A 25,989-nucleotide genomic window follows, 5' to 3' on the forward strand; every position below is an offset into this window, starting at 1 on the left:
TGAAAAAGGCCGCTTTCAGCGGCCTTTCTTGCGTTTGATGTATAGCGTTTTTTGTACGGTGGCGACGACTTCGCCGCTTTCGTCCACCACATCCACCTGCAGTTCCGGCAAGTATTTGTCCCCGTTCTCTGTCGCGGCGCGGATGTCGTCCAATAATGCGTCGTTCACACGGAAGCTCGCCGTCACCACGCCCTTGCCCGGTTTGCGATAGTCAATGGCGCCGGCCTTGTCCCACACGTAGTAATCTTTTCCCAGCGTGTTCATCAGCATCAGCATGAAGAAGGGGTCTGTCATGGAGTACAGACTGCCGCCGAAATGCACGCCGACGTAGTTGCGGTTGGTCAGGCCCAGTTTCAGGCTGACGTCCACCTGCTTCCAGTCCGGTGCGATATGGCACACCTTGATGCCGGCGCCGAGAAAGGGCGGCCAGAGGTTGATGATGGTCTTGACCCAGCGGGGAGTGATTTTCATGGCAGGTTCAAACGGTTGTTTGAACATCATGCTTGGCGATTTATTGACCCATGTCAAGCAAATCGCCGGTTTCTCCGCATCGGTGTGGCCTGCGCAGGCGCCGTTTTAACCGGGGCGGTATGAACGCCTGACCAGGCAGTCAGCGTGCCAAGGCCCGTCTTAGAAGGGCAGCTCAGGCTGCGCGCCTACCGGGTGATCCACCACCGCTTCCGTAGCGCCTTCGGCCAACCTCAGTACTACGCGTTCTCGCTGGGTAAGATCTGCGGGCGATTTCACGGCCTGACCATTGCGCTTTTGCACGATGGCGTAACCGCGGCTGAGCACAGCCTCCGGATTGAGCGCGGTCAGCGTGGCCTCCAGTCGCTGCAGTTTTTGCACACGCTCGGTCAGCTGCTGGCTGGCGGCGCGGGCCAGCCGCAGCGCCTGTCGCTCCAGCGCTTGCGCGGTTTCTGCAGGGCGGGGTTGGTGGCGCGCCAGCCGGGTGGAGGCTAACTGCAGCGCCCAACGACGTTGGCCGAAGAGCTCGTTCATGCGGCGGCTCAAGCGCAGGCGTGCCTGTTGCACTTGCTGCTGCTGCTGGCGCAGCTTTTCGCCAGGGTGCGCCAGTCGGCGCGCGAGAAAGTCCAGCCGCTGGCTCTTGTCGGTAAGCAGGCGCGAGAGCGCGCGTTCCAGATGGCGGCGAGCGTTGTCCACTTGCAGTCGCAATTGCTCGCGACTGGGCGAGACCAGTTCGGCGGCGGCGGTGGGGGTGGGGGCGCGCTGGTCGGCGACGAAGTCGCAGATGGTGAAGTCGGTTTCATGGCCAACGCCGCTGACGGTGGGAATCGGGCAGGCCGCCACGGCGCGGGCGACGATTTCTTCATTGAACGACCACAAGTCTTCAATGCTGCCGCCTCCCCGGCAGACGATCAGCACTTCCACCTCACGCCGCCGGCCGGCGGTGGCGATGGCTTCGGCCAACTGCCTTGCCGAGCCGTCGCCCTGCACTTGCGCAGGGTAGAGAATGACCGGGATGCCGGGCATGCGGCGACGCAGGGTGGTGACCACATCGCGCAGCGCGGCGGCGGCGGGCGAGGTGACGATGCCGATGGCGGCCGGATGCGTGGGCAGCGGCCGCTTGCGCGTCTTGTCAAACAGCCCCTCCGCCGCCAATTGCTGCTTCAGCCGCTCGAAGGCTTCGTAGAGGCGGCCCAGGCCGGCGGCGCGGGCGGTGTCTACATTGATCTGGAAATCCCCGCGGGCTTCGTACAATGTCACCAGGCCCTTGAGCTCCACCTGCAGGCCCTCACTCAAGCGGAAGGGCAGCAGCGACACTTTGTGGCGGAACATCACGCAGCGCACTTGAGCGCCGCCATCCTTCAGAGAAAAGTAGGCGTGGCCGGAGGCCGCCAGCGTCAGGTTGGAAATTTCTCCGCCTATCCACATCGGGGGCAGGCCGGATTCGAGCAGGTCGCGCGCCATCCTGTTAAGCGAGGAGACACTGATGACATCTTGCGCAGGACTGTTGAAATTCATGTTTGTCAAGTCATCCACAGCGGCGATTCAGTATTTTGCCGCTTGTAAACTGTCGGACAATGCAATGCGATAGCGTTTGATATCGCAAGTGAATGTCCATATAAATCAATAAGTTGCGTTTTAAGCCCAATTTGCGGGCACTCGCAGCGGAAAGCTTGTCTGGCGGGTTTTGCCGCCGCTTTTCACAAGCTTATCAACAAAGTTATCCACAGATATTGTGGATGTCGGCAAAAAATCCTTACAAATTCACGGCTTAGGCGGATTACTTAAAACCGCGCGCCAATGTGCTCAAAAAGAGAAGGCCCGCCAACAAGCCAAGGTTGCCGAGCACCCCTGATACCCGCTAAAGTCTAGCGTTTAGCACAGCCTTGTGGAGAAAGTTTCGTGTGGTCAATCATTGAAGCGGCCGGCTGGCCGATCTGGACCATCATCACGGCCTCGGTGATTTCGCTGGCCATCATCTTCGAACGCTTCTTCAGCTTGCGCGCCGCGCAGATCGTGCCGGAAGGCCTGCTGGCCCAGACCGTGTCCGAATACCGCCGCGCTGGCGCGTCCGGCGAATTATTGCATCAGCTGGTCAATCACTCCCCGCTGGGCCGCCTGTTCGCCGCCGGTTTGCGCAATGTCAACGTCAGCCGCGACGTCATGAAAGAGGCCATCGAAGACGAGGGCCGCGTGGTGGCGCATCAACTGGAGCGCTTTCTGACCACGCTGGGCACCATCGCCGCCATGGCGCCGCTCCTAGGGCTGCTGGGCACCGTGATCGGCATGATCGAGATCTTCGGCTCGCAAGCGCCCGGTGGCACCAACCCGCAACAGCTGGCGCACGGTATCTCCATCGCGCTTTACAACACCGCTTTCGGCTTGATCGTGGCTATTCCCAGCATGATGTTCTACCGCCATTTCCGCGCTCGCGTCGACAGCCTGCTGGTGGAGATGGAGTCGCAAGCCGTGAAGCTGGTGGAAGTGGTGCACGGCGAACGCAGCAACGGTCACGGATAACTCAGCATGGATTTTCGTCGCGGACGCCATCGTGAAGAGCCGGAAATCAACTTCATTCCGCTCATCGACGTATTGCTGGTCATCCTGATTTTCCTGATGGTGACCACTACCTATTCCCGTTTCTCGGAAATGAAGATCAACCTGCCCACCGCGCAGGGCGAGACTGTACAGGACAAGCCCACTGAAATCACGGTGGAAGTAGCGGAAACCGGCGAAATGTCGGTGAACGGCCACCGCTTGGCGGCCGGCGACAAGCCTGGGCTGGTCGCGCAGCTCAAGGATGCCTCGGCCGGCAAAAAAGACCCGGTGGTGATTGTGGCCGCATCGGGTCGCGCCACGCACCAATCCGTGATTTCTGTCATGGAGGCCGCGCGCAGCGCCGGCCTCACCCAGCTGACTTTCGCGACGGAGACGCCGAGCCAGTGAGCGGTTTAGCACAACGCATCGAACGGCACTGGTATCAGCCAGTGTGGTGGATGACAGCCCTTCTGGCTCCGCTGGAAGGGCTGTTTGCTCTCTTGTCCGCCCTGCGGCGTGGACTCTATCGCGCAGGCCTGTTGCGGGCGCAGAAGCTGCCGGTGCCTGTGGTGGTAATCGGTAACATTAATGTGGGCGGGGTGGGCAAAACCCCGCTGACCCTGTCCCTCCTGCGTCAGTTTCAGGCTGCCGGCGTGCCGGTGGGCGTCATCAGCCGAGGCTACGGCGGTAATCATGCTGCGCCGGTGTTGTTGTCGCGAGGCAGTTTGCCGAAGGAGGTGGGCGACGAGCCTTTGTTGCTGGCGGCTTCGGGCGCGCCGGTGGCCGTGGGGCGAGATCGCGTGGCCGCCGGGCGTCTGCTGTTGGCGCGCCACCCCGAGCTACGGCTGATCCTCACCGACGACGGCCTGCAACACTATCGGCTGGCGCGCGATCTGGAAATCGCCGTACTGGATGGCCGGCGGGGGGTGGGCAATGGCCGTCTGTTGCCTGGCGGCCCGCTGCGCGAGCCGGTATCGCGCCTGCGCAGCGTGCAGGCTGTGGTGGTCAATGGCGGCGGTGCGCCTGCATTCGCCAGTGAGCCCGGCATGCCGCCGGTGTTCGGCATGTCGCTGACGCCGGGCAGGCTGCATCCACTGGACCTAGGAACCCCTTCTCGGCCTGCTTCCGCATTCTCCACCTTGCGCGTGACCGCCATGGCCGGCATCGGCCACCCGGAGCGTTTTTTCGACACCTTGAAAGCGCTTGGTATCGCACCGCAGCGCGAGTTGGCTTTTCCCGATCATCATGATTTCAGCGCCGCGGATTTGCCGGAGGATGCCGACGCGATTCTGGTGACCGCCAAGGACGCGGTGAAATTGTCGGCGGTGATTCATGATGCGACGCAGCGTGCTAGACTATGGGTCTTGCCGGTCACGGCCCGGTTGGAGCCTGATCTGGCCGACTGGATACTCACGCAACTGAAGATACAACATGGACGCTAAATTTCTGGACATTCTGGTTTGCCCGCTGTGCAAGGGCCCGCTGGTATTCGACAAGGCCCGCCAGGAGCTGATCTGCAAGGGCGACCGTCTGGCCTATCCGATCCGTGACGGCATCCCCATGATGCTGGAAGCCGAAGCCCGCGAGCTGGCACCGGAAGAAGAGATTCAATGACCCCGTTCAGTGTGGTGATCCCCGCCCGCATGGCCTCCAGCCGTCTGCCGGGCAAGCCGCTGGCCGACATCGGCGGCAAGCCGATGGTGGTGCGCGTGGCCGAGCAGGCTGCGAAGAGCGCCGCCGGTCAAGTGCTGGTGGCGACGGATCACCCTGATATTCTTACCGCCTGTGCCCGTTACGGCATACAGGCGGTCATGACGCGCCCGGACCACGCCAGCGGCACCGACAGGTTGGCCGAAGTCGTGGCTGCCCAGCCGTGGGATGATGGCCGCATCGTCGTGAACGTGCAGGGCGACGAGCCGCTGATCGACCCGGCCCTGATAAACCGCCTGGCCCGGCTGATGGCCGATAGCGGCGTGCCGATGGCCACGGTGGCGCACCCCTTTCACGCGGCCGCCGACATGTTCAATCCCAATGTGGTCAAGGTAGTGCTGGACCACGTTGGCCGCGCGCTGTATTTCAGCCGCGCGCCCATTCCCTATGCTCGCGACGCGTTCGCACACGATACGAACGCGCTGCCGCCCGACCTACCCGTGTTGCGGCACATCGGCATGTACGCCTATCAGGCTGGTTTTCTCAAGACTTACAGTTCGCTGGCCCCTGCGCCGCTGGAAACCTTCGAGGCGCTCGAACAGCTGCGCGTGCTATGGCACGGCCACGCCATCATGGTGGCCACGGTGGACGAGGCTCCGGCTGCCGGCGTGGATACGCCGGAAGACCTGGAGCGGGTGCGCGCCATATTCGCCGGCGCTTGACGTCGCCAGCGAACAGACCGCGAGAGACGGTCAGACAAAGTATCGACATAAACGACATACAAACTGACGGGAGTAAATATGCGATTGATTCTGTTGGGCGCTCCGGGCGCCGGCAAGGGAACCCAGGCCAACTTCATCCGTGAAGCTTTTGGCATCCCGCAAATCTCCACCGGCGACATGCTGCGCGCGGCTGTAAAAGCCGGCACCCCGCTGGGGCTGGAAGCCAAGGCCATCATGGATGCCGGCGGCCTTGTGCGCGACGACATCATCATTGGCTTGGTAAAAGAGCGCATCGCGGAAGCCGATTGCGCCAATGGCTTTCTGTTTGACGGTTTCCCGCGCACCATTCCGCAAGCCGAGGCCATGATCGCCGCCGGCGTGGATATCGACTACGTGGTGGAAATCGATGTGCCGGACGCTGCCATTGTTGAGCGCATGGCCGGTCGTCGCGTGCACGTGGCTTCGGGCCGCACTTACCATATCGCTTTCAACCCGCCCAAAGTGGCTGGCAAGGATGACGTGACTGGCGAAGAATTGATTCAGCGCGACGACGACAAGGAAGAAACCGTCAAGAAGCGCTTGGCCGTTTATCATGAGCAAACCGAAGTACTGGTGGGTTTCTATGGTCAGCGCGCCGCCAGCGGCGACGCCAAAGCGCCCAAGTACGTGAAGATCGACGGCACGCAAGCGGTAGATGTGGTGCGCGGCAATGTGTTGAAAGCGTTGGGTGCCTGAAAGGGTGGCCCGGACTGACAAGGCGGGCGCAAGCCCGCCTTTTTCATGCGCTCGCGCATTTGCGTTGGCGCATGGTCGCTAGGAATTTTCTTCGGCAAACTGGGAACCTCGCTAAGTGCGCGATGTACCAATCCTGATGCACGAATTCAAGGCGACGAGGCAGGCATATGTATTACGGTGAAAGATTCAATGGCTGGAGCCATTTGGCGGGCACGTTGCTCGCAGTTGGCGCGCTGGTCTGGTTGGTGGTGGTGGCCGCTTTGCAAGGCGATCCGTGGAAGATTGTCAGTTTCAGTTTGTATGGTGGCACGCTGGTGCTGCTGTATCTGGTGTCGACGCTGTATCACAGCGTCAAGGGCAGGGCCAAGGCCATTCTGCAAAAGTGCGATCACTCGGCCATCTATCTCTTGATTGCCGGCAGTTACACGCCGTTTTCGCTGGTAACCCTGCAAGGCCCATGGGGCTGGACCTTGTTCGGACTGGTGTGGGGCTTGGCTTTGTTCGGCATTGTCCAGGAGCTGACGCTGGGGCGTCGCACCCGGGTGCTGTCCATGATCCTGTATGTGGTGATGGGCTGGCTGGTGCTGGTGGCGATTGTGCCGCTGGTTGAGCGGCTGGAGCCTTGGGGCCTGTTCTGGCTGGCCTTGGGCGGGGTGATCTACAGCGTGGGCATTTACTGGTTTATCAATGATGAGAAGATCCGTCATGGGCACGGTATCTGGCATCTGTTCGTACTGGCGGGCAGCGCTTGCCAGTTCGTCAGTGTCATGGGTTACGTGGCCTGATGCGGAGCAAGTAGGCCTTGCAGGCGCCAGGACAATAAAAAAACCGGATTTCAATCCGGTTTTTTTATGGCGAAGCACGGCTTCCACGGGCTTAGTCTTCGTTGAAACTGACGGGAAGGCGATCCTCCTCGATCAGACGCATCAGCGCGTCCACCACCACCGGATCGAACTGGCTGCCGGCGCGGCCGCGGATATAGTCCATGGTTTCATTCATAGGCCAAGGCTCTTTGTAAGGGCGCTTGTTCAACAAGGCATCGAACACGTCCACCACCGCCACGATACGGGCCGATAAGGGGATGGCTTGACCGCTGAGTTTTTGCGGGTACCCGCTGCCGTCAAAGTACTCGTGATGGCCACCGGCTATCTCGGAGCCTAGCGACAAATAACTCTGACCTTCCACCATCTGGGCCGACTTGGCCAGAATCTGCGCACCGATGCCGGCGTGCTGCTCCATGATTTGGCGCTCTTCCGGGTCCAGGCGGCCTGGCTTGAACAGGATGTGATCCGGGGTCCCAACCTTGCCGACATCGTGCAAGATGCTCGCCATGCCGACCATGTCCATGAATTCCGCCGTCAGCAGGTCGGGATAATGGCCGGCCTGGCGGATTTCTTCCGCAATGGCGTCAGTCAGTTTTTGCACGCGCATCACGTGCGCACCGGTATCCGTATCCCGGTACTCCGCCAGCGCCGCCAGTGCTACTACCGTGGCCTCCTGGGAGTGGCGCAGCTGGTTGTACAGATACAGATTGTCATAGGCCGACGAGATGCGCTGGCAGAATACTTCCAGCAGATCGCGCTCCACATCGTCCAGCGGCCATGGCGGCGAGAAGTGCACGGCGAAGACGCGACCGTTCTGCGAAGTGATGCACAGCACGTCGAAGGGGTGCTGGTACAGGCTTTTGCGCTCTTTCAGCGCCAGATAAATGGCGTCCGCCAGCGCAGGGTAGGCATCCAGCGTGCCGGTTTCCAGCACGCTTTCGTAGTTGCCGGCGGCGGCGAGGATTTCCAGCTGTGGCCGGCCGGTGAGATCGGGTGCGATTTCCACGCAGAGGATGCCGTCGGTGCCTACATCGAGAATGGCGCTGATCTGCTTGAGCACGCCGGAGGCGAACTCTTTCAGCGAACGCATCTGGTAGAGATCGGCCGCGCCTTCCAGAATCTTGGCCAAGCCCTGACGGTTTTTCTCGATGGTGATCAGGTTTTCGTAGGCGCGCAGCGAGGCGATGACGGTAGTGAACAGCTTCTGCACCGTCAGCTCGGTCTTGGTCTTGTAATCGTTGATGTCGTAGTTGAGGATGACTTCCTGCTCCGGCGCCTGACCTGGCTGGCCGGTGCGCAGCACAATGCGCGAGACGTTGTTGTGCAGATCGTCGCGAATGGCGCGGGCTAGACGCAGGCCGGCATCGTCGGTTTCCATGACCACGTCCAGCAGGATGAGCGCGGTGTCCGGGTGCTGGCGCAACAGGGCCTCCGCCTCCGACGCGGTGAAGGCGCTCATCAGTTCCAGCCTGCGTTCCTTGTAGCGGATATCGCGAATAGCGAGCGAGGTGGCGCTGTGCACATCGGGCTCGTCATCGACAATCAGGATCTTCCAGGGCTTTTTGGCGAAGCCTTGCTCCTCCCGGGTCTCCGCCGCAGGGTCATCATCGAGCAGCCAGTCGTCTTCTTCGTTCTGCGGAGTGCTCATTTGACGTTCTCCTTGTGCTGTCTTTCCGGTGCGATGCAGGGCATGAGGATGGTGAAGGTGGTGCCTTTGCCCGGCTCGCTGGCGACGTCGATGGTTCCCCCCAGACGTTGCCGTACGATGTTGTAGACGATATGCAGGCCGAGGCCGCTGCCGCCGCTGCCGCGTTTGGTGGTGAAGAAGGGGTCGAAGATGCGGCCAAGATATTCGGGCGGGATGCCTTTGCCGTTGTCGTGGATGGTCAGTCCCACCTGATTGCCGGCAACGCGGGCGGCCTCGATGCGGATCGCGCCACCCGGCTTTTCATCAAAACCATGAACCAGCGCGTTGACTACCAGGTTGGTCACCACTTGCGACAGCGCCCCCGGGTAGCTGTCCAGCAGCATGTCGTTTTCACAATTCACTTGAATGTCGGTTTGCGCGCGTTTGAAGCGCGGTCGTAAGCTCGTGATAATTTCATTGAGGTAATCGTTGAGCTGGAAGTCGCGCCGCATTTCGCTGGTTTGATCTACGGCCACTTGCTTGAAACTGTGAATCAGGTTGGCGGCGCGCTCCGCGTTGGAGAGAATCAGCTCGCAGCACTCATGGGCTGTGTCTAGGTAGGACTGGAAGTCGCTCTTTTTCACTGCGCCCTCATCCAGCTTGTCATGGATGTGCTGGGTGGCGGTGGCCAAGTGCGAGGCGGTGGTCAGAGTGATGCCAACCGGGGTGTTGATTTCGTGCGCAACGCCGGCGACAAGCCCGCCCAGCGAGGCCAGCCGTTCCGTTTCCAGCAGGGTTTGCTGGGTTTGCACCAGTTGCCGCAGGGCCTCTTCAGCGTTGTCCTTTTCCTGGCGGGCTTGCGCTTCGGCCGACGTTCGCATGGCAAGGTCGGCCGAAATGCGGTCGACGATGCGGTTGAAGCTGCGGGCCACGGCGCCGAATTCGTCATCGGTCAGCTGGGAGATGCGGCTGGATTTTGCGTCATCGCTGCTGGCGGCCTGGTTCAAGGCATCCTGCAGTTGTTTGAGCGGCACAAAGACAAAGCGATTCAGGTTGAAGGTCATCGCTATGAAGATAAGCACGTCCAGCACCACGATTTCCAGCAGGATTTCCAGCAAGTGCACCAGCTGCCGGTGTTCCAGCTGAGCCTTGGAAAGATAGACCGTGGCGGTGCCTAGCTTTTCCCGGCCCTGATAGACAATGGGGATTTGCAGCTGATCGTCGCCCTTGGGCGTTTCCGACGGGGCCATGTCGCGCAGGCTGCCGTTGTCGCTGCGGGCGCGGCCGATATTCAAGCCGGCATCGCCCGTGATGCGGATGGCCTCGACCGAGCTCCATCCCAGTTCGGCATCCAGGGTGAGTCGGGTATAGGAATCGTCCATCTGCCACACGCCGTGGGGCAAAGACAGGGAGAGGCGTTCTTTCAGCGAGCTGCGTTGGGCCAGGTAGTCTTCTTCATCCTGATGGCGGTTCTGGCTGTAGCTGATCAGCCCGGTCGCCGCCACGATGATCGTCACCCCCGCCATCAACCAAATGCTCAGTCTGGTTTTGATACTCTTCATTGATGTAATTATCCCTATGGCCCTGCTTGAATCCTAGGAAGACTGGCTGAGAAATGCCACTTCTCGATTCGGCTATGTTGGCACCGGGTGGGCGTTCTGTCACCACCGGTCATGACAATTTCACGAAGAGCGAGGCGGCCGCATCCCGCTTGGGCGAGGGCTTCTTGTGGCAGGGAGGGGTGTCTCAGGTGCTGGCGGTTTCCATCTTGGCGGAGCGTTGTCCCGGCATGGGGATTTTCTGCAACAGCAAACCCCCCAGAATCAATGCCAAACCGAACAGAGTAGAGGGCAGGATGGCTTCACCCACGATGAAGTGGATCAACAGCAGTGACAGTAGCGGCGACAGGAAAATCAGGTTGGCGATGCGGGCCGCGCTATCGGTTAGCTTCATCGCCGCCAGCCACAGGACAAAGGTGAAACCCATTTCCAGCGCGCCGATATAGGCTGCGCCGGCCAGTCCTTGCCAAGCAACCGCTTTGAATTCGCCTTGCCACAGGCACCAAAGCCCGATCAGGGGCAGGGCCAGCAGGAAGTTCAGCGTCAGGCCGATGACCGGCTCGCGTTCATCTTTGGTGTTGATCAGCCAGTAGCCTGCCCACAGCAGGGTTGAGGCTAGCGCGTACAGCACGCCATTGACGTTGGAAAAGTGCAGCGAGAACAGCTGGCCGTGGGTGCCGATCACCAGTACGCCAAGATAGCAAACCAGCGCGGCGGCGAGGTCTTGCAAGCGCAGGGCTTGCCCAAGCACGGGCACGGCCAGCAGGGTCATGGTAAGCGCCCAAGTATAATTGATGGCTTGCGCCTCCTGGGCGGGCAACAGCGAATAAGCCTTGAACAGGATCAGGTAGTAGAGCACCGGGTTGACGGCGCCCAGCAAGAGGGAGCGCCGCCAGTGACGGCGCATGGCCGGCCAGAGTTCGGCCAACCTGCCTTGCACGGCCAAAATGGTAGTCAGACTGGCCAAAGAAGCCAGGCTTGCATACAAAACAAGCTGCGCCGGGGAGAGGAAGCTGAGGCTGATCTTGAAGGCGGTGGCGACGGTTGACCAGGCCAAAACGGCGGAAAGTCCTAAAAAGTAAGCTTTTTTCTGCTGCTGCACATCGAACTCCTGCGAAGAGAACGATATTTTAGCGGCAGGGACGTGCTGCCGTCATGTGAATTCTGGATACAAATAAAGCGGCTGTGTCAGGGCGTGCTGGCCAGCATGCGGTTGAGCAGGCCGCTGCAACGATGGGTGGTTTCGGAGGCGGTCAGGCCGATGGGGCCGCCTTGTTCCTGCTCGTAAGCGTCGCCGGCCATGCCGTGGATTTTTACCGCCAGGCTGGCGGCATCGATTGCGGATAGCCCTTGGGCCAGCATGGCGGCGATCAGGCCGGTCAGCACATCGCCCTGACCAGCTACTGCCAGCGCAGGTCCGCCGCCGGTATTCAGCCGATAGTGCTTGCCGGCCTGGCCGATCAGGCTGCCTGCGCCTTTCAGCACCACGGCGCAATGGTAGCGCCGCGTTAACTCATTCAGCGCGGCAAGACGATCGCTTTGTACGGCGCGGGTTTCTTGCTGCAGCAGGCGGGCGGCTTCGGTCGGGTGGGGTGTCAGGATGGAAGCGGCTTGCCGGGTATTCAATTTTGCTTGCAAGGAGGGGTGCGCCGCCAACAGGTTGAGCGCATCGGCATCCAGTACCAGCGGCAGCGTGCTGTCCAGCGCCTGCATCAGCATTTGACGCGCCGCCTCGCTCTGGCCCAGCCCAGGGCCGATGGCCAGCACATCGGCGGCTGGTAGCGCATTGGTTTGGCTGGTGGTTTGTATCATCAGTTCAGGCCAAGCCGGGTCCACCGGCAATCGGTCATCCAGCGTCAGCAGAAGTACTTTGCCGGCGCCGCCGGCCAGAGCGGCGCGTCCTGCCAGCAGGGCGGCGCCCAGCATACCGCGGCTGCCGCCAATGACCGCGACGGTGCCGAAGCGGCCCTTGTGGCTGTCTCTGGGGCGAGCCAGGGCGCTGGCATCGGTCAGATTGATCAGGCCGTCCGCCTGCGGCAACAAGTGTGCAGGGCAGTCCAGCGCGGCCAAGGCGACTTGTCCGGCGAGGTCGGCCCCTGCGGCAAAGAACAAGCCGGGTTTGTGGCAGAGAAAAGTCAGGGTGTGGCGGGCGTGGATGGCGGCGTTGAGCGGCATGCCGGTCCAGGCGTCCAGCCCGCTGGGGCAATCCAGCGACAGAATGGGCGCGCCCAGATGGTTGAGCTGATGGATGAGCGCGGCCCAGTCGTCGTCAAACTGCCTGGCGAGACCGATGCCGAACAGGCCGTCAATGATCAGGGCGGGCGGAGGATAGGCATCCGCCAACCGTATCAGGGGAATGCCGCCTTCAGCGCGTATTTTTTGCAGCGCATCGCGGGTTGCCGTGCTGGAGGGCGTGGCGGGCACCAGCACATCCACGCTGAAGCCTTCGTGCATCAGCAGCAAGGCGGCGAACAAGGCGTCACCACCGTTGTTGCCTGGCCCGGCGGCTACCAGAATCCGGCAGCCGGCCGGATAGTGCTTGATTACCCAGTCAGCCGTGGCGCGAGCGGCGCGTTGCATCAGGTCCAGGCCGGCTTCTTCGGCCAACGTCTCCAGTTGCCGCAGCGCGGCCAGGCTTAACAGGGGCAGTTCACGCATTTTTGGCTCCGGCTATTCGCCCCAGCGAGGCGTCAGCGTATGAGGAACGCTGATCTGATCCATTACGCGACCGACGACAAAATCCACCATGTCGCCGACAGTTTGCGGATGGGTGTAGAAGCCCGGCGCGGGCGGCAGAATCACCACGCCCAGTCGGGCCAGCTTGAGCATGTTTTCCAGATGAATGGCGGACAGCGGTGTTTCACGCGGCACCAGCACCAGCTTGCGCTGTTCCTTGATGCAGACATCCGCGGCGCGCTCGATCAGGTTGTCGCTCATGCCCTGAGCAATGGCGGCCAGCGCGCCCATGGAGCAGGGGCATACCACCATGGCGTCGGGCGGGTTGGAGCCGGATGCGGCCGGTGCGAACCATTCTTCCCGACCATAGACTTCCAGCATGCCAGTTTCGGCGCTGGTGCGTTGTTGCAGCCAGCCTTTCACCTCAGAGGGGCGAGAGGGCAGGACAATATCCATTTCCTGCTTGGCAACGACCTGGGCTGCCTGGGAGTAGAGCACCCAGACGCGAACACCGGCGGAAATCAGACACTCGATCAGCCGCAGGCCATATGGCAGGCCGGATGCGCCGGTGAGTGCGACGGTAACGGTGCGGGGTGGGATCATGCGAGGCTCCAACGGATGGGTTTCGCCGCTGGCGTTGATGTTTCTGCCGGACCGGCCTTGGACGGACCGGGAAGGGCAGTGCGCTGCGACGGCGGGCTCAGCTTTCGCGGAACAGCTGGCGGTGTCGCACCAGCACTTGTTCGCCTTGAAAAGCTTTGCCCAGATATTCAGTAATGTAGACCGATCGGTGCTGACCGCCGGTGCAGCCGACGGCAACGGTAAGGTAGCTGCGGTTTTCCCGGCTGAATTCCGGCAGCCATTTGGCGACCATGCGGCGGATGTCTTCCGCCATTTCAGCGACCAGCGGCTTGTCGGCGAAGAAATCGATGATGGGTTGGTCGCGGCCGGTGAAGGGGCGCAAGGCGGCATCGTAATAGGGATTGGGCAGGCAGCGGACGTCAAAGACGAAATCCGCATCCAGCGGCACGCCATGTTTGAAACCGAAGGATTCAAAAAGCAGGGTCAGTCGGCTGCTGTCGGCTTCCACCAGATCCTTGATCCAGCTTTTCAGGGCGTTGGCCGAAAGGTCGCTGGTATCGATGCGGGTACCCATCTCCTGAATATTGGCCAGCAACTCCTGCTCGAGGCGAATACACTCCTCGACAGTGGCGCCGGAACCGGAGAGCGGATGACGGCGGCGTGTTTCGGAAAAACGTTTGACCAGCGTTTCGGCCTTGGCTTCCAGAAACAGCAAGCGCACATCTGCGCCTTGTTGTCGCAGCTTTTCCATTTCCAGTGGCAGCGCGCCCAGCGATGGGCTGGAGCGGGTGTCCACACTGATGGCGATTTGTTCATAGCCGTAATCGGCATAGAGCGACATCGCTTCGTTCAGCATGGTGGCCGGCAGGTTGTCCACACAATAGAAGCCCGCGTCTTCCAGCGCTCGCAGCGCGATGGATTTGCCGGAGCCGGACAGGCCGCTAATCAATATCAGGCGCATGTTCCTGATCCCGAAGGAAGTTGGTGTGGCGCTCGATGAACTCGCGGGTGCTGTCGATGCCGCGCAATTGCAGAATGTAATTGCGCACGGCGGCCTCCACCAGCACGGCCAGGTTGCGGCCGGCGGCGACAGGCAGCACCACTTTGCGCACGGTGACGCCGATGATGTCTTGCGTTTCCGACTGGATATTGAGCCGGTCCAGCGCTTGCATGGCCTGGTCGTTGGCTTTCACCAGATGGATGATCAGCTTGAGCACTTTTTTCGGGCGAACGGCGGTTTCGCCGAAAATGGTGCGGATGTTCAGAATGCCCAAGCCGCGCACTTCGAGAAAGTCGCGCAGCAGGGGCGGGCAGCGGCCTTCCAGCATTTCCGGTCCGATGCGGTACAGCTCCACCGCATCGTCGGCCACAAGGCCGTGGCCGCGGGAAATCAGCTCCAGCGCTAACTCGCTCTTGCCCATGGCCGAATCGCCCATGATCAGCACGCCGATTTCCAGCACATCCAGGAACACGCCATGCAACACAGTGGATACCGCCAGCGCCCGCGCCAGATAGATGCGCAACACATCCATCAGGTAAGGACTTTCCAGCGGGGTGCTCATCAGCGGTACGTTGTGGGTGTGGCAGTAGTCGCGCAGCAGTTTGGGCACCGGTTGGCCATTGGCGACCATCACCACCGACATGGTTTTGTGGAACAGTTGGTCCAGCGCGGTTTTGGCGGCTGATTGTTCCAGTCGATTGAGGTAGTCCACTTCGGCCAAGCCCAGTACCTGCACGCGGTTGGGGTGGATGAAGTTGAGATGGCCCACCAGCGCCAGCGTTGGGCGCTGTTCATCGTTGCCGATCGGGGTGTCGGCACCGCCGGTGCCGGCGACCCAGGTCAGGTTCAGCTTTTGCTGGTTGTCCTGATACAGCTTGCGGACGCTGATGCTAGGCATGTTGGCTCCAGCCGGTCAGCAGCTGATACAGCGACTGACGGTCGGGGGCGCTCAGCAGTTGCTCGCGCAATTGCTTGCTGGAGAACAGCTGCGCCAGTTCGGACAGTACCTGTAAGTGCAAATCAGTCGCCTGTTCCGGCACCAGCAGCACGAACAGGCTCTGCACGGGCTTGCCGTCCGGGGCATCGAAAGGAATGGGATTGGCCAGGCGGATGAAGATGCCGGCAGCCTCTTTCAGGCCGCGCGCCCGTCCGTGCGGAATGGCCACGCCCTGACCCAGACCGGTGGAGCCCAGCTTTTCGCGGGCGAACAGACAGTCGAAGATTTCGCTGCGGGCGATGCCGTGCGAGTTTTCGATGAGCAGTCCCACCTGCTCGAAAACGCGTTTTTTGCTGGTGACATCCAGGTCGATCAGGATGTGTTCCGGGTTCAGGATTTTGCCGATCAGGCTCATAGACGAATGCGCTTGCGACGGAGGTTGCGATTACTGTGCATTTTACGTTGCCTTTCGTCCACTGAAAAAGGCTTGCTGAAAATAAAAACGGGAACCCGAAGGTTCCCGTGGTCAGACGCGGAAGATCAGACAGAAGCTTCCTGCTGTCCTTGGCCCTGACCGGCCGCGCGGTGCTCGGTCAGCTTTTCCTTGTGCTTGAGCACTTGGCGGTCCAGCTTGTCCATCAGCGCGTCGATGGCGGCGTACATATCGGAGTCGGTTGCCTCTACATGAATGTCCTTGCCGGACAGGTGAACATTAACCTCGGCCTTCTGCACCAGCTTGTCCACGGACAGGGTCACGGCGACGTCGATAACGTGGTCCACGTGACGGGTGACGCGTTCAAGCTTGCTTTCCAGGTATTCGCGCAGGGACGGGGTTACTTCGAGGTGGAGACCGGTTACTTTGAGGTTCATACCCTAACTCCTTCTTGTGTTGACTGCCCGGTCGGGTGGCCGGGAGACGAATGCTTGGTCGCTGATGGCAGCTTTTATAGGGCTTTGCGGAGATTGACCGGCGGAATCTGCATGGCTTCACGATACTTGGCTACGGTACGTCTTGCAACCTGTATGCCCTGCTTGCCCAATTCGTCGGCAATGGCGCTGTCGGAGAGCGGCTTGGCGGGATTTTCGCCGTCGATGAGGCGGCGGATGTGCGCCTTGATCGCGGTGGCGGAGCATTCTCCGCCGCTATCGGTTTCAAGGGCGCTGCCGAAGAAGTATTTCAGCTCGAACAGGCCGCGCGGGCACAGCAGGTATTTTTGCGTGGTTACCCGGGAAACCGTGGATTCATGCAGCCCGAGCTCGTCTGCGATGTCTCGCAGGATCAGGGGGCGCATGGCCACTTCTCCATGTTCAAAGAACGCTTGCTGCCTTTCGACTATAGCTTCCGACACTTTCAGTATGGTGTCAAATCGCTGCTGGATGTTTTTGACCAGCCATTTTGCTTCTTGCAGACGGCCGGCAAGCTCGCCCGCGCCGCTGCGGTTTTCCGACAGCATCTGGGCGTAAAGCTGGTTGACGCGCAAGCGGGGCACCGCGCCGTTGTTGAGTTCCGCTACCCAGCGACCCTTGCGCTTGCGCACGGTGACGTCGGGAATGACATAGTGGACATCTTCGCCGCCGAAACCGGCGGCTGGACGCGGGGTGAGTCGAGAAATCAGCTGCTGAGCCTGGCGGATGGCTTCGTCGTCCACGCCGAGGCTGCGCTTGAGACGGGTGTAGTCGCGGTTGCCCAGCAAGGTGAGATGGTCCGCGATGATGGCGCGCGCCAGCGCATAGCCCGGTTCGTCCTTCGGCAAACGTGCCAGCTGCTGCAGCAGGCATTCCGAGAGACTGCGCGCGCCGACGCCGGCAGGATCGAACTGCTGCAGCAGGCGCAAGCCCACCATGAGTTCGTCACTGTCGATTTCCAGCTCCAGCGGCAGATTGCTGGCCAGCTCTTCCATATCCACGATGAGAAAGCCGTCGTCGTCCAGTTCTTCGATCAGCAACTGGACGATGGCCTGATCTCGCTGCGGCAGGGTGAGCTCGCCCAGTTGGGCGATAAGGTGATCGCGCAGGCTGACCGGGCAAGGCACGTTGAGCATGGGATCGTACTCGTCGTCGCCGTCGTGCCGGTGGCCGCCGCCATGGCCCCAGTCCATCAGTTCGCTGCCGCCGCCTTCTTGCGGGCTGTCGTGGGTATCGCTTTCGCTGCTCGGGGCCTCATCACGGGCGGGCGCGGCTTCCGGTGCATCGCCGCCGGAGGCGTTGGCCGAAGCGCCTTCGTCGGCGCGTTCCAGCATGGGGTTGTCCAGCAGGAAACGCTCCACTTCGCCTTGCAGGTCGAGCGTGGACAGCTGCAGCAATTTGATGGATTGCTGCAGTTGCGGCGTGAGGGTGAGCTGCTGCGAAACCCTGAGCTGGAGAGTCTGTTTCATGGTTTACAGGTGGAAGTGCTCACCCAGGTAAACCTGGCGCACTTTCTCGTTGTTGACCAGCTCTTCCGGTACGCCGGACGCCAGCACCGAGCCTTCGCTGATGATGTAGGCGCGGTCGCAGATACGTAGGGTTTCGCGGACGTTGTGGTCGGTGATGAGGACGCCGATGCCCCGCTCTTGCAGGAAAGTGATGATCTTCTGGATGTCGATCACGGCGATGGGATCGACGCCGGCGAAGGGTTCGTCCAGCAGGATGAAGCGCGGACGGGTGGCCAGCACGCGGGCTATTTCCACGCGACGGCGCTCGCCGCCGGAGAGGGCGAGGGCGTTGCTGTCGCGCAGATGGGCGATGTTGAGGTCGTCCAGCAGCAGTTGCAGCTCCTGCTCCAGCGCTTCCCCCTTGAAGCCGGCGATTTCCAGCACAGCGGTGATGTTTTCCTCCACCGTCATTTTGCGGAAGATGGAGGCCTCCTGCGGCAGGTAGCCCAGCCCCATGCGCGCGCGCTGGTGAATGGGCAGATGGGTGATGCTGGAACCGTCCAGGCTAATGTCGCCTTCATCGGCGCCGATCAGGCCCACGATCATGTAAAAGCTGGTGGTTTTGCCGGCGCCGTTGGGGCCGAGCAGACCGACCACTTCACCGCTGCGGATTTCCAGCGCGACATCACGGACTACGGTGCGTTTTTTGAAGCGCTTTTTCAGGCGCTCCACTTTCAACAGGCTGCTGCCGCTCATTGGGGTTTTCCTGCCGGTTTGGCTGCGTTGCCTGCGGAGGCGTCGGCCTTGGGCTTGGGCTGGATGATGGCGGTGACGCGGCCTTGGGAGGGGCCGCTGGACACATCATAGAGCTCGGTTTCCGTGTTGTAGGTGATGATATTGCCGATCACCAGATCATTGCCGCGCTTGACGCGCGCGTTGCCGGTGAGCACCGCCAGGTGGGTCACGGTGTTGTAGTCGAGCTGGCTGGACTGGCCTTCAACCCATTCATTCTTGTTGTCCAGCTTTTGCCGGAAGGTGACGATGCGGCCGGTGGCCTGCAGGGTCTGGTTGCCTTGTTTGTCCTGGGTGACCACGGCGCGATCCGAGTTGAGTTTGAGCGTGCCCTGGATCACCACCACATTGCCTTCCCAGACGGTAACGCCTTTTTGCTGGTCGAGGTTGCCGCGGTCGGCGGTGATTTCAATGGGTTTGTCGCGGTCGGCCTTTTCGGCGCGAGCCGGCTGGGTCAGCGTCAGTCCGGCGGCCAGCAGGCCGAGCAGGGCGAGGCTAGTTCTTTTCATATGTGACCTTTGCATGGGACAGCAAGCTGAGAATACCTTCTTGCTGCTGGTAGATGAAACCCACCGCGCTGCCGTTCGATTTACCGTAGTAGAACTGGGTGGGCGCGGCCGAGCGCGCGACATGCTTGAGGGTGTCCACTTGCATATTGCTGGTGAGGACGCGGGTTTCAGGCTTGCCGTTGGCCGGAGGCTGGATCAGGGTGACTTTTTTGTCGAACAGGGCTTGCTTGGTGTTGTTGTTGTAACGACCGGTTTCGCCAATGGCCTGATAGCTGAGCGTGCCGTTCTTGTAGCTGCGCAGATCCGGTTGTTCGAAAAAGAGGTCGCTCTTGGCCGGGTATTGCCACATGCGGCTGGCGATCAGCCTTTCCTGCAGCTGGCCTTGCGGCGTGAAGCGGGTGGCGCTGACGCCGTCGGCGATGAATTCCGGCTTGTTGGGATCAAGCTCGCGCTTGTTGGGTTCCCAGCGCGAGATGGTGTCCAGCCAGACGGTGAGCAGCCCGGTGAGCAGCACCAGCAGGATGGGAAACAGCCTGTGGGAGCGGATCATGCGAGAAACCTGTCGACAATGGCGTCGAAGGTGCCCTGGGCTTGCATGATGAGCTCGGCAAGCTCGCGCACCGCGCCCTGGCCGCCGGGGAAGCCCGTGACGTAATGCGCGTGTTGGCGCACCAGCGCAGGGGCGGCGGGTACGGCTACGGCCAGGCCTACCCGGCGCAGTACCGGCAGATCAATGAGATCGTCGCCGATGAAGGCGCATTGTTCGGCTGTGACGCCGGCGCGATTCAGCAGCTCTTTCAGTGCTTCATGCTTGTCTTTCACGCCGCCGAAGTAGTAGTCGATGCCCAGCGCTTGTGCGCGGTGTTCTACGCAGCGGTCGGCGCGGCCGGAGATGATGGCCAGTTTCACGCCGGTGGATTGCAACAGTTTGAGGCCAAGGCCGTCCTGTACGTAGAAGGATTTGCTCTCTTCGCCCTGGGCGTTGTAGTAGATGCGGCCGTCGGTCATGACGCCATCCACATCCATGATGAGCAGTTTGATCTTGCGGGCCTGTTCGGTCAGCGCTTGCATGGGTTTCCTTGGTCGGGGCTAGACGATGCCGGCCTTGAAGAGGTCGTGCATGTGCACGACGCCGGCGAGCTTGCCTTGCGCGTTCACCGCCAAGAGGCTGGTGATGCGACGTTGTTCCATCAGGTGAACGGCTTCGGTAGCCAGTTTTTCCTGTGAGATGGTGAGCGGATTGCGGCTCATGACGTCGTCGATGGCGAGGTCGTAGATATTGCCGGAACGTTCCAGCGTGCGGCGCAAGTCGCCGTCGGTGTAGATGCCGAGGATATTGCCGTCGCCGTCAGCCACCGTCACCATGCCCAGACGCTTTTGCGACATGATCAGCAAGGCTTCCTTCAGCGGTGTGCCCAGCGCTACCAGCGGCAGCTCATCGCCGGTATGCATTACGTCGCGCACATGCACCAGCAGGCGGCGGCCGAGGCTGCCGCCGGGATGGGAAAGGGCGAAGTCTTCCGGACTGAACTGGCGCGCGTCCAGCAGCGTGACCGCCAGCGCGTCGCCCAGCGCGATTTGCACGGTGGTGCTGGTGGTGGGAGCCAAGCCCAGCGGGCAGGCCTCTTTCTCAACATGGGAGTCTAGCCAGATGTCGGCGGCGCGGCCCAGCGCGGACTGGTCGTTGCCGGTCATGCCGATCAGCAGCAGGCCTTTGCGCTTGAGTGCCGGCAGCAGGGCCACCACTTCGTTGGCTTCGCCGGAATTGGAAAGGGCTATCACCACATCATTGGCGGTGATCATGCCCAGATCGCCATGAGCGGCTTCGGCCGGATGTACGAAGAAGGCGGGCGTGCCGGTGCTGGCCAGCGTGGCGGCGATCTTTCGGCCAACGTGTCCGGATTTGCCCATGCCGGTAACCACCACGCGTCCCTTGCAGGCGAGAATGGCGTCCACCGCATTGAGAAAGGCGCCGTTGAGACGGCCGGCCAGAGCGCGCAGCGCATCGGCTTCGGTATGCAGTACCTCGCGGGCCAGGTCGAGCCGCGACGGCGATTGAGCTTTTTCCATAAGGTAAAAGTATATCAAAGGTTATAATCGGTGGAGGCAAAGCTGGTGCAACTTTTGCTTGCCTGTCTGTCAACATCTGTTACCTTTTCCTGATTGCCGATCTCCGACCCGCTGCCGCAAGCCCTGCCGTTGTTGGGTTTCGGCAGCAAGATACCTTAATTCCATCCGCGGGAGTCCCTTTAGCCGATGCATTCGCTCGCCCCAATCGTTCTGGTCCTGCTGGCCGCCGTGCTGTCCGTCACGCTGTGCCGGTATTTGAAGGTTCCCCCCATGCTGGGCTATCTGGTGGTGGGCTTTCTGGCTGGGCCGGGTGTGATGAGTCTGATTCCTGAGGGAGAAGAGACCCAATTTCTGGGCGAAATCGGCATTGTCTTCATGATGTTCACCATCGGGCTGGAGTTTTCTCTTCCCAAGCTGCGCGCCATGCGGCATCTGGTATTCGGGCTTGGTTTCGCCCAGGTGGCGGTCACCATGTTGCTGGTGGCAGGCGCCATCGGCTGGATCAGCGGCAGCGTGCTGGCAGGCGTTGCCGTGGGCGGCGCGCTGGCGATGTCTTCCACCGCCATCGTGAGCAAGCTGCTGACTGAGCGGCTGGAACTGGCGCAGCCGCATGGTCAGCTGGCTATCGGCGTACTGTTGTTTCAGGACATCGCCGTGGTGCCGTTGCTGATCCTGCTACCGGCATTTGCCGGGGGCAGCGATACGCTGGCCATGGATCTGGCGCTGGCGGCGGTGAAAGTGGTGGTGGTGATGGCGCTGTTGTTGTTCTTCGGCCAACGTTTGATGCGGCCCTGGTTTCATCTGGTGGCGCGCCAGCGCTCCGGCGAGCTGTTCATGATCAATGTGTTGCTGATCACGCTGGGCGTGGCCTGGCTGACCGAGCTGTCCGGCCTGTCGCTGGCGTTGGGCGCTTTTGTGGCCGGCATGCTGATTTCCGAAACGGAATACCGCTATCAGGTGGAAGAGGACATCAAGCCGTTCCGCGACATCCTGCTGGGCTTTTTCTTCGTTACCGTAGGCATGAAGCTGCAGCTGTCGGCGCTGTATCAGAGCTTTGGCGAAGTGGCTGTATTGCTGTTCATCCTGCTGGTGGCCAAGGTAGGCATCGTGTTCGGGTTGGGGCGTTTGTTCGGCCATCAGCCCAATCATTCGATGCGGGCGGCGCTGGCGCTGGCGCAAGGCGGCGAATTCGGCTTTGTCTTGCTCGCCTTGTCCGGCAATCTGGGGCTGATTTCCGGTGTCACGGTGCAGGCGGCCATTGCCGCCATTTTGCTGTCGATGCTGGCGGCGCCTTTCATCATCATGAATGGTGAAAAGATCACCCGCAAACTGGTGAAGCAGGACTGGATGATGCAGGCGCTCAATCTGCACCACCTGCTGGTGGAAAGCATGGGCAAGAGCGACCATGTGCTGATTTGCGGTTATGGCCGCAGCGGTCAGGCGCTGGCGCGGCTGATGGAGGCGGAGAATATTCCGTTTTTTGCGCTGGACATGGACCCGGAGCGGGTGCGCGAGGCGGGCGAAGCCGGCGACCCGGTGGTGTTTGGCGATGCCGGCAAGAAAGAGGTATTGGTGGCGGCGGGCCTGATGCGGGCCAAGGTGGCGGTGGTGACGTTTGCCGATACTCATGCCGCGCTGCGCATTCTGCATACGGTGCAGGCGGCCCGGCCTGATTTGCCGGTGATTGTGCGCACGGTAGACGATAGCGATATCGACCAGTTGCGTCGCGCTGGGGCCGACGAAGTGGTGGCCGAGGTGATGGAGGGCAGCTTGATGCTGGCCTCGCAGGCGCTGATGGTGTTGGGGGTGCCGCTTAATCGCGTGCTGCGCCGTATCCGCTCGGTGCGGGAGGAGCGTTACAACCTGTTCCGCGGTTTCTTCCGCGGCGCATCGGACGATGCGGAGGGGCTGGATGAGGCCACCGTGCCGCGTCTGCTCAGCGTGCAAGCTTGCGAAGGCGCTTTTGCCATTGGCCACCCGCTGGGCGCGCTGGATCTGGCTGGTTTGTCGGTGGAGGTGAAGGCCATTCGTCGCAACAGTGTGCGGCGCACGGATTTCGACGGCGATTTTGAGATCGAATCCGGCGATGTGCTGGTGTTGCTGGGTACGCCGGAGCAGCTGGCGCTGGCGGAGGCGAGGATTCTGGAAGGCTGAGCTTTGGGGTATTCGGATTGCGGGCCAATCAGGCAGGGAGCGAGACAGCCGACAAGACAAGGCCGCCCATGTGGGCGGCCTTGTCTTTTCATGCGCTATCCGCCGTTTAGGGCAGGATGGTGGTGATCTGCTTTTTCAGTTCCTGTTTCAGGGCTTGTTGCTTTTCGCCTTCGGTTTTCTTGCCCTTCACCATGGCGTTAAAGTCCAGCGCGTACACCGGCGCATTGATCGGCCCGGTGATTTTCAGCGGAATGTTGACGTCCTTCAGTTTGGTGAAAGCCTGCGGGTTGGCCTGCACGTCCATGCTGTAGTCGACAATGCTTTGCACAAGGTCCACCTTGCCGCTGCCCTTGACGTTCACCAGTTGTGAAGCCAAGCGCATGTCTTGGCTGCGAGCAATGCCCTTGTCCAGACGGAAGGCGGTGGACAGGGTTGAGAAGGTGGTTTTCTGGTCGGCAGAGGCCTTGGCGTTCCATTCTTTCAGTTCGCCCGGCAGGTTTTTCAGCGCGGCTACCAGGTCGATACCTGTCAGCGCGCCTTTGTTGAGACTGGTTTCCACATCGCCGGTCAGCGTGTTGCGCAAATCGAGGAAGGATTTGCCGTCCGCGCTGATATCCACTTTGCCGTTGCCCTTGCCTTCCAGCCGGTTGAAGCTGAGCAAATCCACCAGCAGCGGTTGGATGTTCATGTCCTTCAGTGTTTGCTTCACTTCCAGATGTGGCGTGTCGCGTCGCGCCAGCAGGATATCGCCTTGCAGCCGTCCCTCGTAGATGTCGGCCGACATCTGGTCCAGCTCCAGCTCGCGCGGATTGATGCGCACGCTGGTGCTGACATTGTTCATGCGGAAGCGGCCCATGGCCAGTTCGCCTACCGCCACTTTGCCCGTGAGGTCGAAGTAGTCCAGCCAGTCGAGCGGGATGGGTTTGTTATTGAGGAATACCGCCACCGGGTCGCCCTTGCTTTCCGGCAGGTAACGGTTGAGATCGAGCTTGCCGATGGAGAGGGTGGCCTCATGGCGAGGCTTGATCAGGCCGTACTGGCTGACGGTGACCGACATGTCCGAGCCATCCAGCTTGCCGCCCACACGCAGGTTGAGACGCGGTTCGTCCATGTCGCCGTCCAGCGCGCCTTCCAGATTGGCCACCAGTTTGCCGCGCGGCAGCAGCGGCGTGGCGACGGTCGCTGTCATGCGCAAGGGTTGCATGCGCAATTCCTTCATGCCGGCTAGCGCCAGCGGGGCGTCCATCTTGAAATCCAGCCGGGTATCGCCGGCTTGCCATGTGAAGTTGCCGTTGAGTTTGTCCGCCGACAGGCCGCCCTCGGTGAGCTTGAGGTTGTCCATGGCGGCGGCCAGCTGATACTGGCTGTGGGCATAGCTGAGCTTGCCGCGCACATGGCCGGAGGGCATGGATACTTCATTGAAACTGGCGCTGAGTTCCGGCACTTTCAGCACCAGTTCGCTTTGCGGTCGCTCGCTGGTGAGACTGAATTCGAGGTCCTTGCCGGTGGTCTGCAAGGTGGCGAAGTTGAGTTTGTACTGTCCCAGGGCGGCAAATTTGCTCTCGCCAAGGCCCGGTACTTCGGAAATGGCTACCGCCTCCAGTTTTTCCAGGCTGACCTGATCGTCCTGGATGGTCATCGGCGTGTTGATGGCCAGACGCACCGGGCGCTTGCCGTTTTGCAGCACGGCGCCGGCGCTGAGCGTGGCGTTGCCGCGCAGCTCGTCGGCGTCCAGGCTGAAGTCTTCCAGCTTGTGGTCCGCGCCGGCAACCCTGTCGGAATACAACAGCGTGGCTTCGCGCACCTGCAAGCGGTCCAGCTTCATGCTGACGCCGCCTTGCGAACGATGCAGCAGAAAGTCGGAGATGGACAGGGTGTTGTCCGGTGTGCGCACCAGGTTGGCCGAAACGCCATGCATCTCCACGGCCTTGATTTCCTTGTTGCCGGTGATGAGCGGCAGCCAAGACAGATAGAGGTCCAGCTCTTCGATGCTGGCGAACGCGGCGCTGCTGCCGGGCTCGCTGATTTTCAGCTGGTGAATGGAGACGCCGGGGGAGGGAAACAGGCGGGGGGCGATCTTGCCCTCCACCGTGACCTGGCGATGGATGTCCTGCAATGAGGTGGACAAGGCGCGGCGAATGGCGCCTTCGTCAAATTGCCAGAACAGCAGGGACTGGATCAGTACAAACAGCCCGATCGCGCAGATCGAGCTGTAAACGGAGATGCGGAGCCACAGCCGGCCGGAATTCCATTTCATGAGCGTAGTGTCGGGGGCTATGCGTAAGCGGGTTGGTAGGGCGCCAATGCCGCGCCGGGCATGGGTTTGCCGATCAGACGCGAAAAGCGGATGTTACCACGCTTCGATGGTCGAATCGTCTGAAAGTGCCCATGCCGGGCATGGGGACGGGTCAACTGTGCCGGGGAGCGGCGCCCAGACGATGCAGAAAGCCGTCCAGTTCCTTGGCCGGCAGCAGGGCGGCCTGTTCCACGCCTGAGGAGGGTTCAAAAACGCAGAGCACTTCGTTGGGTTGCAGGGCGCGCTTTTGCAGGGCGATATCGCGCAGCTCCACGCCGCGCAAACTGCCCTGGCGGTAAAGTCTGGACAAGCTGTCGCGCATCGGGGCAGGCAAGCTGCCCGGCCGCACGGGGCCGGCAAGCACATCCCGCACCGAGGCGGGCGCTTTGGCCGGATGAGATTCGGCACTTTGCTTGGCGGCTTGCATTTCCTGCCAAGCTTCAGTGATGTAGTGCGCCAGTTGCGCGATGAATACGACAAGGATGACGGCGATCAT

At 61.3% G+C, this 25,989-nt stretch carries 27 protein-coding genes; 8 read left to right on the forward strand and 19 right to left on the reverse strand.

Annotated features, from left to right (window positions below; genetic code table 11):
- Positions 1-15: 15 nt before the first annotated feature.
- The gene (locus Q0P52_RS09775; protein WP_293761311.1) at positions 16-471 is read right to left on the reverse strand and encodes a DUF4442 domain-containing protein; all 456 of its coding nucleotides are present in this window, start codon (positions 469-471) and stop codon (positions 16-18) included.
- Positions 472-630: 159 nt separating this feature from the next.
- The gene (gene xseA, locus Q0P52_RS09780; RefSeq protein ID WP_293761314.1) at positions 631-1,986 is read right to left on the reverse strand and encodes an exodeoxyribonuclease VII large subunit; all 1,356 of its coding nucleotides are present in this window, start codon (positions 1,984-1,986) and stop codon (positions 631-633) included.
- A gap of 384 nt (positions 1,987-2,370) precedes the next feature.
- On the opposite strand from xseA, the gene Q0P52_RS09785 reads away from it, so the two are divergent.
- The 7 genes from Q0P52_RS09785 to Q0P52_RS09815 all read left to right on the forward strand — a co-directional run bounded on the left by Q0P52_RS09785 (position 2,371) and on the right by Q0P52_RS09815 (position 6,898).
- Positions 2,371-2,988, forward strand: a complete 618-nt coding sequence (locus Q0P52_RS09785) for a MotA/TolQ/ExbB proton channel family protein (RefSeq protein ID WP_293761316.1) — start codon at positions 2,371-2,373, stop codon at positions 2,986-2,988.
- 6 nt (positions 2,989-2,994) lie between these two features.
- Entirely contained in the window at positions 2,995-3,414 is a 420-nt protein-coding gene (locus tag Q0P52_RS09790) for a biopolymer transporter ExbD (RefSeq protein WP_293761318.1), read from the forward strand.
- Positions 3,415-3,464: 50 nt separating this feature from the next.
- On the forward strand, positions 3,465-4,448 hold the full coding sequence (lpxK, locus tag Q0P52_RS09795; protein WP_293761489.1) for a tetraacyldisaccharide 4'-kinase: 984 nt from the start codon (positions 3,465-3,467) through the stop codon (positions 4,446-4,448).
- Positions 4,438-4,620, forward strand: coding sequence for a Trm112 family protein (locus Q0P52_RS09800; protein WP_293761320.1), 183 nt, complete (start codon positions 4,438-4,440; stop codon positions 4,618-4,620). The genes lpxK and Q0P52_RS09800 overlap by 11 nt, the downstream gene beginning before the upstream one ends.
- The gene (gene kdsB, locus Q0P52_RS09805) at positions 4,617-5,378 is read left to right on the forward strand and encodes a 3-deoxy-manno-octulosonate cytidylyltransferase (RefSeq protein ID WP_293761322.1); all 762 of its coding nucleotides are present in this window, start codon (positions 4,617-4,619) and stop codon (positions 5,376-5,378) included. Before Q0P52_RS09800 ends, kdsB begins: the two co-directional genes overlap by 4 nt.
- Positions 5,379-5,456: 78 nt before the next feature.
- Positions 5,457-6,113, forward strand: a complete 657-nt coding sequence (gene adk / locus Q0P52_RS09810) for an adenylate kinase (protein ID WP_293761324.1) — start codon at positions 5,457-5,459, stop codon at positions 6,111-6,113.
- A 167-nt stretch (positions 6,114-6,280) separates the two neighbouring features.
- Positions 6,281-6,898 carry a hemolysin III family protein gene (locus Q0P52_RS09815; RefSeq protein WP_293761326.1) on the forward strand — a complete coding sequence of 206 codons (618 nt, stop codon included), beginning with the start codon at positions 6,281-6,283 and terminating at the stop codon, positions 6,896-6,898.
- A gap of 91 nt (positions 6,899-6,989) precedes the next feature.
- Here Q0P52_RS09815 and Q0P52_RS09820 read toward each other — a convergent pair whose 3' ends face one another.
- The 15 genes from Q0P52_RS09820 to Q0P52_RS09890 form a co-directional block, all read right to left on the reverse strand.
- Positions 6,990-8,585, reverse strand: coding sequence for a DUF3369 domain-containing protein (locus Q0P52_RS09820; protein ID WP_293761327.1), 1,596 nt, complete (start codon positions 8,583-8,585; stop codon positions 6,990-6,992).
- The gene (locus Q0P52_RS09825; RefSeq protein WP_293761329.1) at positions 8,582-10,126 is read right to left on the reverse strand and encodes a HAMP domain-containing sensor histidine kinase; all 1,545 of its coding nucleotides are present in this window, start codon (positions 10,124-10,126) and stop codon (positions 8,582-8,584) included. The genes Q0P52_RS09820 and Q0P52_RS09825 overlap by 4 nt, the downstream gene beginning before the upstream one ends.
- Positions 10,127-10,310: 184 nt before the next feature.
- A complete protein-coding gene (locus Q0P52_RS09830) occupies positions 10,311-11,225 on the reverse strand; it encodes a DMT family transporter (RefSeq protein ID WP_293761331.1) in 915 nt (304 codons plus the stop codon).
- Positions 11,226-11,311: 86 nt separating this feature from the next.
- Positions 11,312-12,781, reverse strand: a complete 1,470-nt coding sequence (locus Q0P52_RS09835; protein WP_293761333.1) for an NAD(P)H-hydrate dehydratase — start codon at positions 12,779-12,781, stop codon at positions 11,312-11,314.
- A 12-nt stretch (positions 12,782-12,793) separates the two neighbouring features.
- Positions 12,794-13,402 carry a flavin prenyltransferase UbiX gene (locus tag Q0P52_RS09840; RefSeq protein WP_293761335.1) on the reverse strand — a complete coding sequence of 203 codons (609 nt, stop codon included), beginning with the start codon at positions 13,400-13,402 and terminating at the stop codon, positions 12,794-12,796.
- A gap of 97 nt (positions 13,403-13,499) precedes the next feature.
- Positions 13,500-14,342 carry an RNase adapter RapZ gene (rapZ, locus tag Q0P52_RS09845; protein WP_293761336.1) on the reverse strand — a complete coding sequence of 281 codons (843 nt, stop codon included), beginning with the start codon at positions 14,340-14,342 and terminating at the stop codon, positions 13,500-13,502.
- Complete coding sequence (gene hprK, locus Q0P52_RS09850; protein ID WP_293761337.1) at positions 14,323-15,279, reverse strand: HPr(Ser) kinase/phosphatase; 957 nt, start codon at positions 15,277-15,279, stop codon at positions 14,323-14,325. Before hprK ends, rapZ begins: the two co-directional genes overlap by 20 nt.
- Positions 15,272-15,733 carry a PTS IIA-like nitrogen regulatory protein PtsN gene (ptsN, locus tag Q0P52_RS09855; protein ID WP_293761339.1) on the reverse strand — a complete coding sequence of 154 codons (462 nt, stop codon included), beginning with the start codon at positions 15,731-15,733 and terminating at the stop codon, positions 15,272-15,274. Before ptsN ends, hprK begins: the two co-directional genes overlap by 8 nt.
- 125 nt (positions 15,734-15,858) lie before the next feature.
- Positions 15,859-16,188, reverse strand: a complete 330-nt coding sequence (gene raiA / locus Q0P52_RS09860) for a ribosome-associated translation inhibitor RaiA (protein ID WP_293761341.1) — start codon at positions 16,186-16,188, stop codon at positions 15,859-15,861.
- Positions 16,189-16,262: 74 nt separating this feature from the next.
- The gene (locus Q0P52_RS09865) at positions 16,263-17,693 is read right to left on the reverse strand and encodes an RNA polymerase factor sigma-54 (RefSeq protein WP_293761343.1); all 1,431 of its coding nucleotides are present in this window, start codon (positions 17,691-17,693) and stop codon (positions 16,263-16,265) included.
- 3 nt (positions 17,694-17,696) lie between these two features.
- Positions 17,697-18,428, reverse strand: a complete 732-nt coding sequence (gene lptB, locus Q0P52_RS09870; protein ID WP_293761344.1) for an LPS export ABC transporter ATP-binding protein — start codon at positions 18,426-18,428, stop codon at positions 17,697-17,699.
- Positions 18,425-18,973 (reverse strand): lipopolysaccharide transport periplasmic protein LptA, encoded by a 549-nt coding sequence (gene lptA, locus Q0P52_RS09875; RefSeq protein WP_293761346.1) that lies wholly within the window; start codon positions 18,971-18,973, stop codon positions 18,425-18,427. Before lptA ends, lptB begins: the two co-directional genes overlap by 4 nt.
- Entirely contained in the window at positions 18,960-19,523 is a 564-nt protein-coding gene (gene lptC, locus Q0P52_RS09880; RefSeq protein WP_293761348.1) for an LPS export ABC transporter periplasmic protein LptC, read from the reverse strand. The genes lptA and lptC overlap by 14 nt, the downstream gene beginning before the upstream one ends.
- On the reverse strand, positions 19,520-20,044 hold the full coding sequence (locus Q0P52_RS09885; RefSeq protein ID WP_293761350.1) for an HAD-IIIA family hydrolase: 525 nt from the start codon (positions 20,042-20,044) through the stop codon (positions 19,520-19,522). The genes lptC and Q0P52_RS09885 overlap by 4 nt, the downstream gene beginning before the upstream one ends.
- A gap of 18 nt (positions 20,045-20,062) precedes the next feature.
- Complete coding sequence (locus tag Q0P52_RS09890) at positions 20,063-21,043, reverse strand: KpsF/GutQ family sugar-phosphate isomerase (protein ID WP_293761352.1); 981 nt, start codon at positions 21,041-21,043, stop codon at positions 20,063-20,065.
- A 186-nt stretch (positions 21,044-21,229) separates the two neighbouring features.
- On the opposite strand from Q0P52_RS09890, the gene Q0P52_RS09895 reads away from it, so the two are divergent.
- Positions 21,230-23,197 carry a monovalent cation:proton antiporter family protein gene (locus Q0P52_RS09895; protein WP_293761354.1) on the forward strand — a complete coding sequence of 656 codons (1,968 nt, stop codon included), beginning with the start codon at positions 21,230-21,232 and terminating at the stop codon, positions 23,195-23,197.
- A 106-nt stretch (positions 23,198-23,303) separates the two neighbouring features.
- On the opposite strand, the gene Q0P52_RS09900 is transcribed toward Q0P52_RS09895, so the two are convergent.
- Both Q0P52_RS09900 and Q0P52_RS09905 read right to left on the reverse strand, forming a co-directional pair.
- Positions 23,304-25,454 carry an AsmA family protein gene (locus Q0P52_RS09900; protein WP_293761357.1) on the reverse strand — a complete coding sequence of 717 codons (2,151 nt, stop codon included), beginning with the start codon at positions 25,452-25,454 and terminating at the stop codon, positions 23,304-23,306.
- A gap of 151 nt (positions 25,455-25,605) precedes the next feature.
- The gene (locus tag Q0P52_RS09905; RefSeq protein ID WP_293761359.1) at positions 25,606-25,989 is read right to left on the reverse strand and encodes a hypothetical protein; all 384 of its coding nucleotides are present in this window, start codon (positions 25,987-25,989) and stop codon (positions 25,606-25,608) included.

The sequence above is a fragment of the uncultured Aquitalea sp. genome, from assembly GCF_945957525.1.
Lineage (GTDB): Bacteria > Pseudomonadota > Gammaproteobacteria > Burkholderiales > Chromobacteriaceae > Aquitalea.

What these genes read in the sequence shown, in the direction of transcription:
- rapZ (WP_293761336.1), bottom strand. Translation starts at nt 14,342, where the DNA reads ATGCGCCTGATATTGATTAGCGGCCTGTCCGGCTCCGGCAAATCCATC.
- Q0P52_RS09900 (WP_293761357.1), bottom strand. Translation starts at nt 25,454, where the DNA reads ATGAAATGGAATTCCGGCCGGCTGTGGCTCCGCATCTCCGTTTACAGC.
- lptB (WP_293761344.1), bottom strand. Translation starts at nt 18,428, where the DNA reads ATGAGCGGCAGCAGCCTGTTGAAAGTGGAGCGCCTGAAAAAGCGCTTC.
- Q0P52_RS09820 (WP_293761327.1), bottom strand. Translation starts at nt 8,585, where the DNA reads ATGAGCACTCCGCAGAACGAAGAAGACGACTGGCTGCTCGATGATGAC.
- Q0P52_RS09865 (WP_293761343.1), bottom strand. Translation starts at nt 17,693, where the DNA reads ATGAAACAGACTCTCCAGCTCAGGGTTTCGCAGCAGCTCACCCTCACG.
- Q0P52_RS09835 (WP_293761333.1), bottom strand. Translation starts at nt 12,781, where the DNA reads ATGCGTGAACTGCCCCTGTTAAGCCTGGCCGCGCTGCGGCAACTGGAG.
- Q0P52_RS09905 (WP_293761359.1), bottom strand. Translation starts at nt 25,989, where the DNA reads ATGATCGCCGTCATCCTTGTCGTATTCATCGCGCAACTGGCGCACTAC.
- Q0P52_RS09840 (WP_293761335.1), bottom strand. Translation starts at nt 13,402, where the DNA reads ATGATCCCACCCCGCACCGTTACCGTCGCACTCACCGGCGCATCCGGC.
- Q0P52_RS09895 (WP_293761354.1), top strand. Translation starts at nt 21,230, where the DNA reads ATGCATTCGCTCGCCCCAATCGTTCTGGTCCTGCTGGCCGCCGTGCTG.
- Q0P52_RS09775 (WP_293761311.1), bottom strand. Translation starts at nt 471, where the DNA reads ATGAAAATCACTCCCCGCTGGGTCAAGACCATCATCAACCTCTGGCCG.
- Q0P52_RS09825 (WP_293761329.1), bottom strand. Translation starts at nt 10,126, where the DNA reads ATGAAGAGTATCAAAACCAGACTGAGCATTTGGTTGATGGCGGGGGTG.
- raiA (WP_293761341.1), bottom strand. Translation starts at nt 16,188, where the DNA reads ATGAACCTCAAAGTAACCGGTCTCCACCTCGAAGTAACCCCGTCCCTG.
- ptsN (WP_293761339.1), bottom strand. Translation starts at nt 15,733, where the DNA reads ATGAGCCTGATCGGCAAAATCCTGAACCCGGAACACATCCTGATCGAC.
- adk (WP_293761324.1), top strand. Translation starts at nt 5,457, where the DNA reads ATGCGATTGATTCTGTTGGGCGCTCCGGGCGCCGGCAAGGGAACCCAG.
- Q0P52_RS09885 (WP_293761350.1), bottom strand. Translation starts at nt 20,044, where the DNA reads ATGCAAGCGCTGACCGAACAGGCCCGCAAGATCAAACTGCTCATCATG.
- Q0P52_RS09815 (WP_293761326.1), top strand. Translation starts at nt 6,281, where the DNA reads ATGTATTACGGTGAAAGATTCAATGGCTGGAGCCATTTGGCGGGCACG.
- lptA (WP_293761346.1), bottom strand. Translation starts at nt 18,973, where the DNA reads ATGAAAAGAACTAGCCTCGCCCTGCTCGGCCTGCTGGCCGCCGGACTG.
- Q0P52_RS09890 (WP_293761352.1), bottom strand. Translation starts at nt 21,043, where the DNA reads ATGGAAAAAGCTCAATCGCCGTCGCGGCTCGACCTGGCCCGCGAGGTA.
- xseA (WP_293761314.1), bottom strand. Translation starts at nt 1,986, where the DNA reads ATGAATTTCAACAGTCCTGCGCAAGATGTCATCAGTGTCTCCTCGCTT.
- lptC (WP_293761348.1), bottom strand. Translation starts at nt 19,523, where the DNA reads ATGATCCGCTCCCACAGGCTGTTTCCCATCCTGCTGGTGCTGCTCACC.
- Q0P52_RS09800 (WP_293761320.1), top strand. Translation starts at nt 4,438, where the DNA reads ATGGACGCTAAATTTCTGGACATTCTGGTTTGCCCGCTGTGCAAGGGC.
- kdsB (WP_293761322.1), top strand. Translation starts at nt 4,617, where the DNA reads ATGACCCCGTTCAGTGTGGTGATCCCCGCCCGCATGGCCTCCAGCCGT.
- lpxK (WP_293761489.1), top strand. Translation starts at nt 3,465, where the DNA reads ATGACAGCCCTTCTGGCTCCGCTGGAAGGGCTGTTTGCTCTCTTGTCC.
- hprK (WP_293761337.1), bottom strand. Translation starts at nt 15,279, where the DNA reads ATGCCTAGCATCAGCGTCCGCAAGCTGTATCAGGACAACCAGCAAAAG.
- Q0P52_RS09790 (WP_293761318.1), top strand. Translation starts at nt 2,995, where the DNA reads ATGGATTTTCGTCGCGGACGCCATCGTGAAGAGCCGGAAATCAACTTC.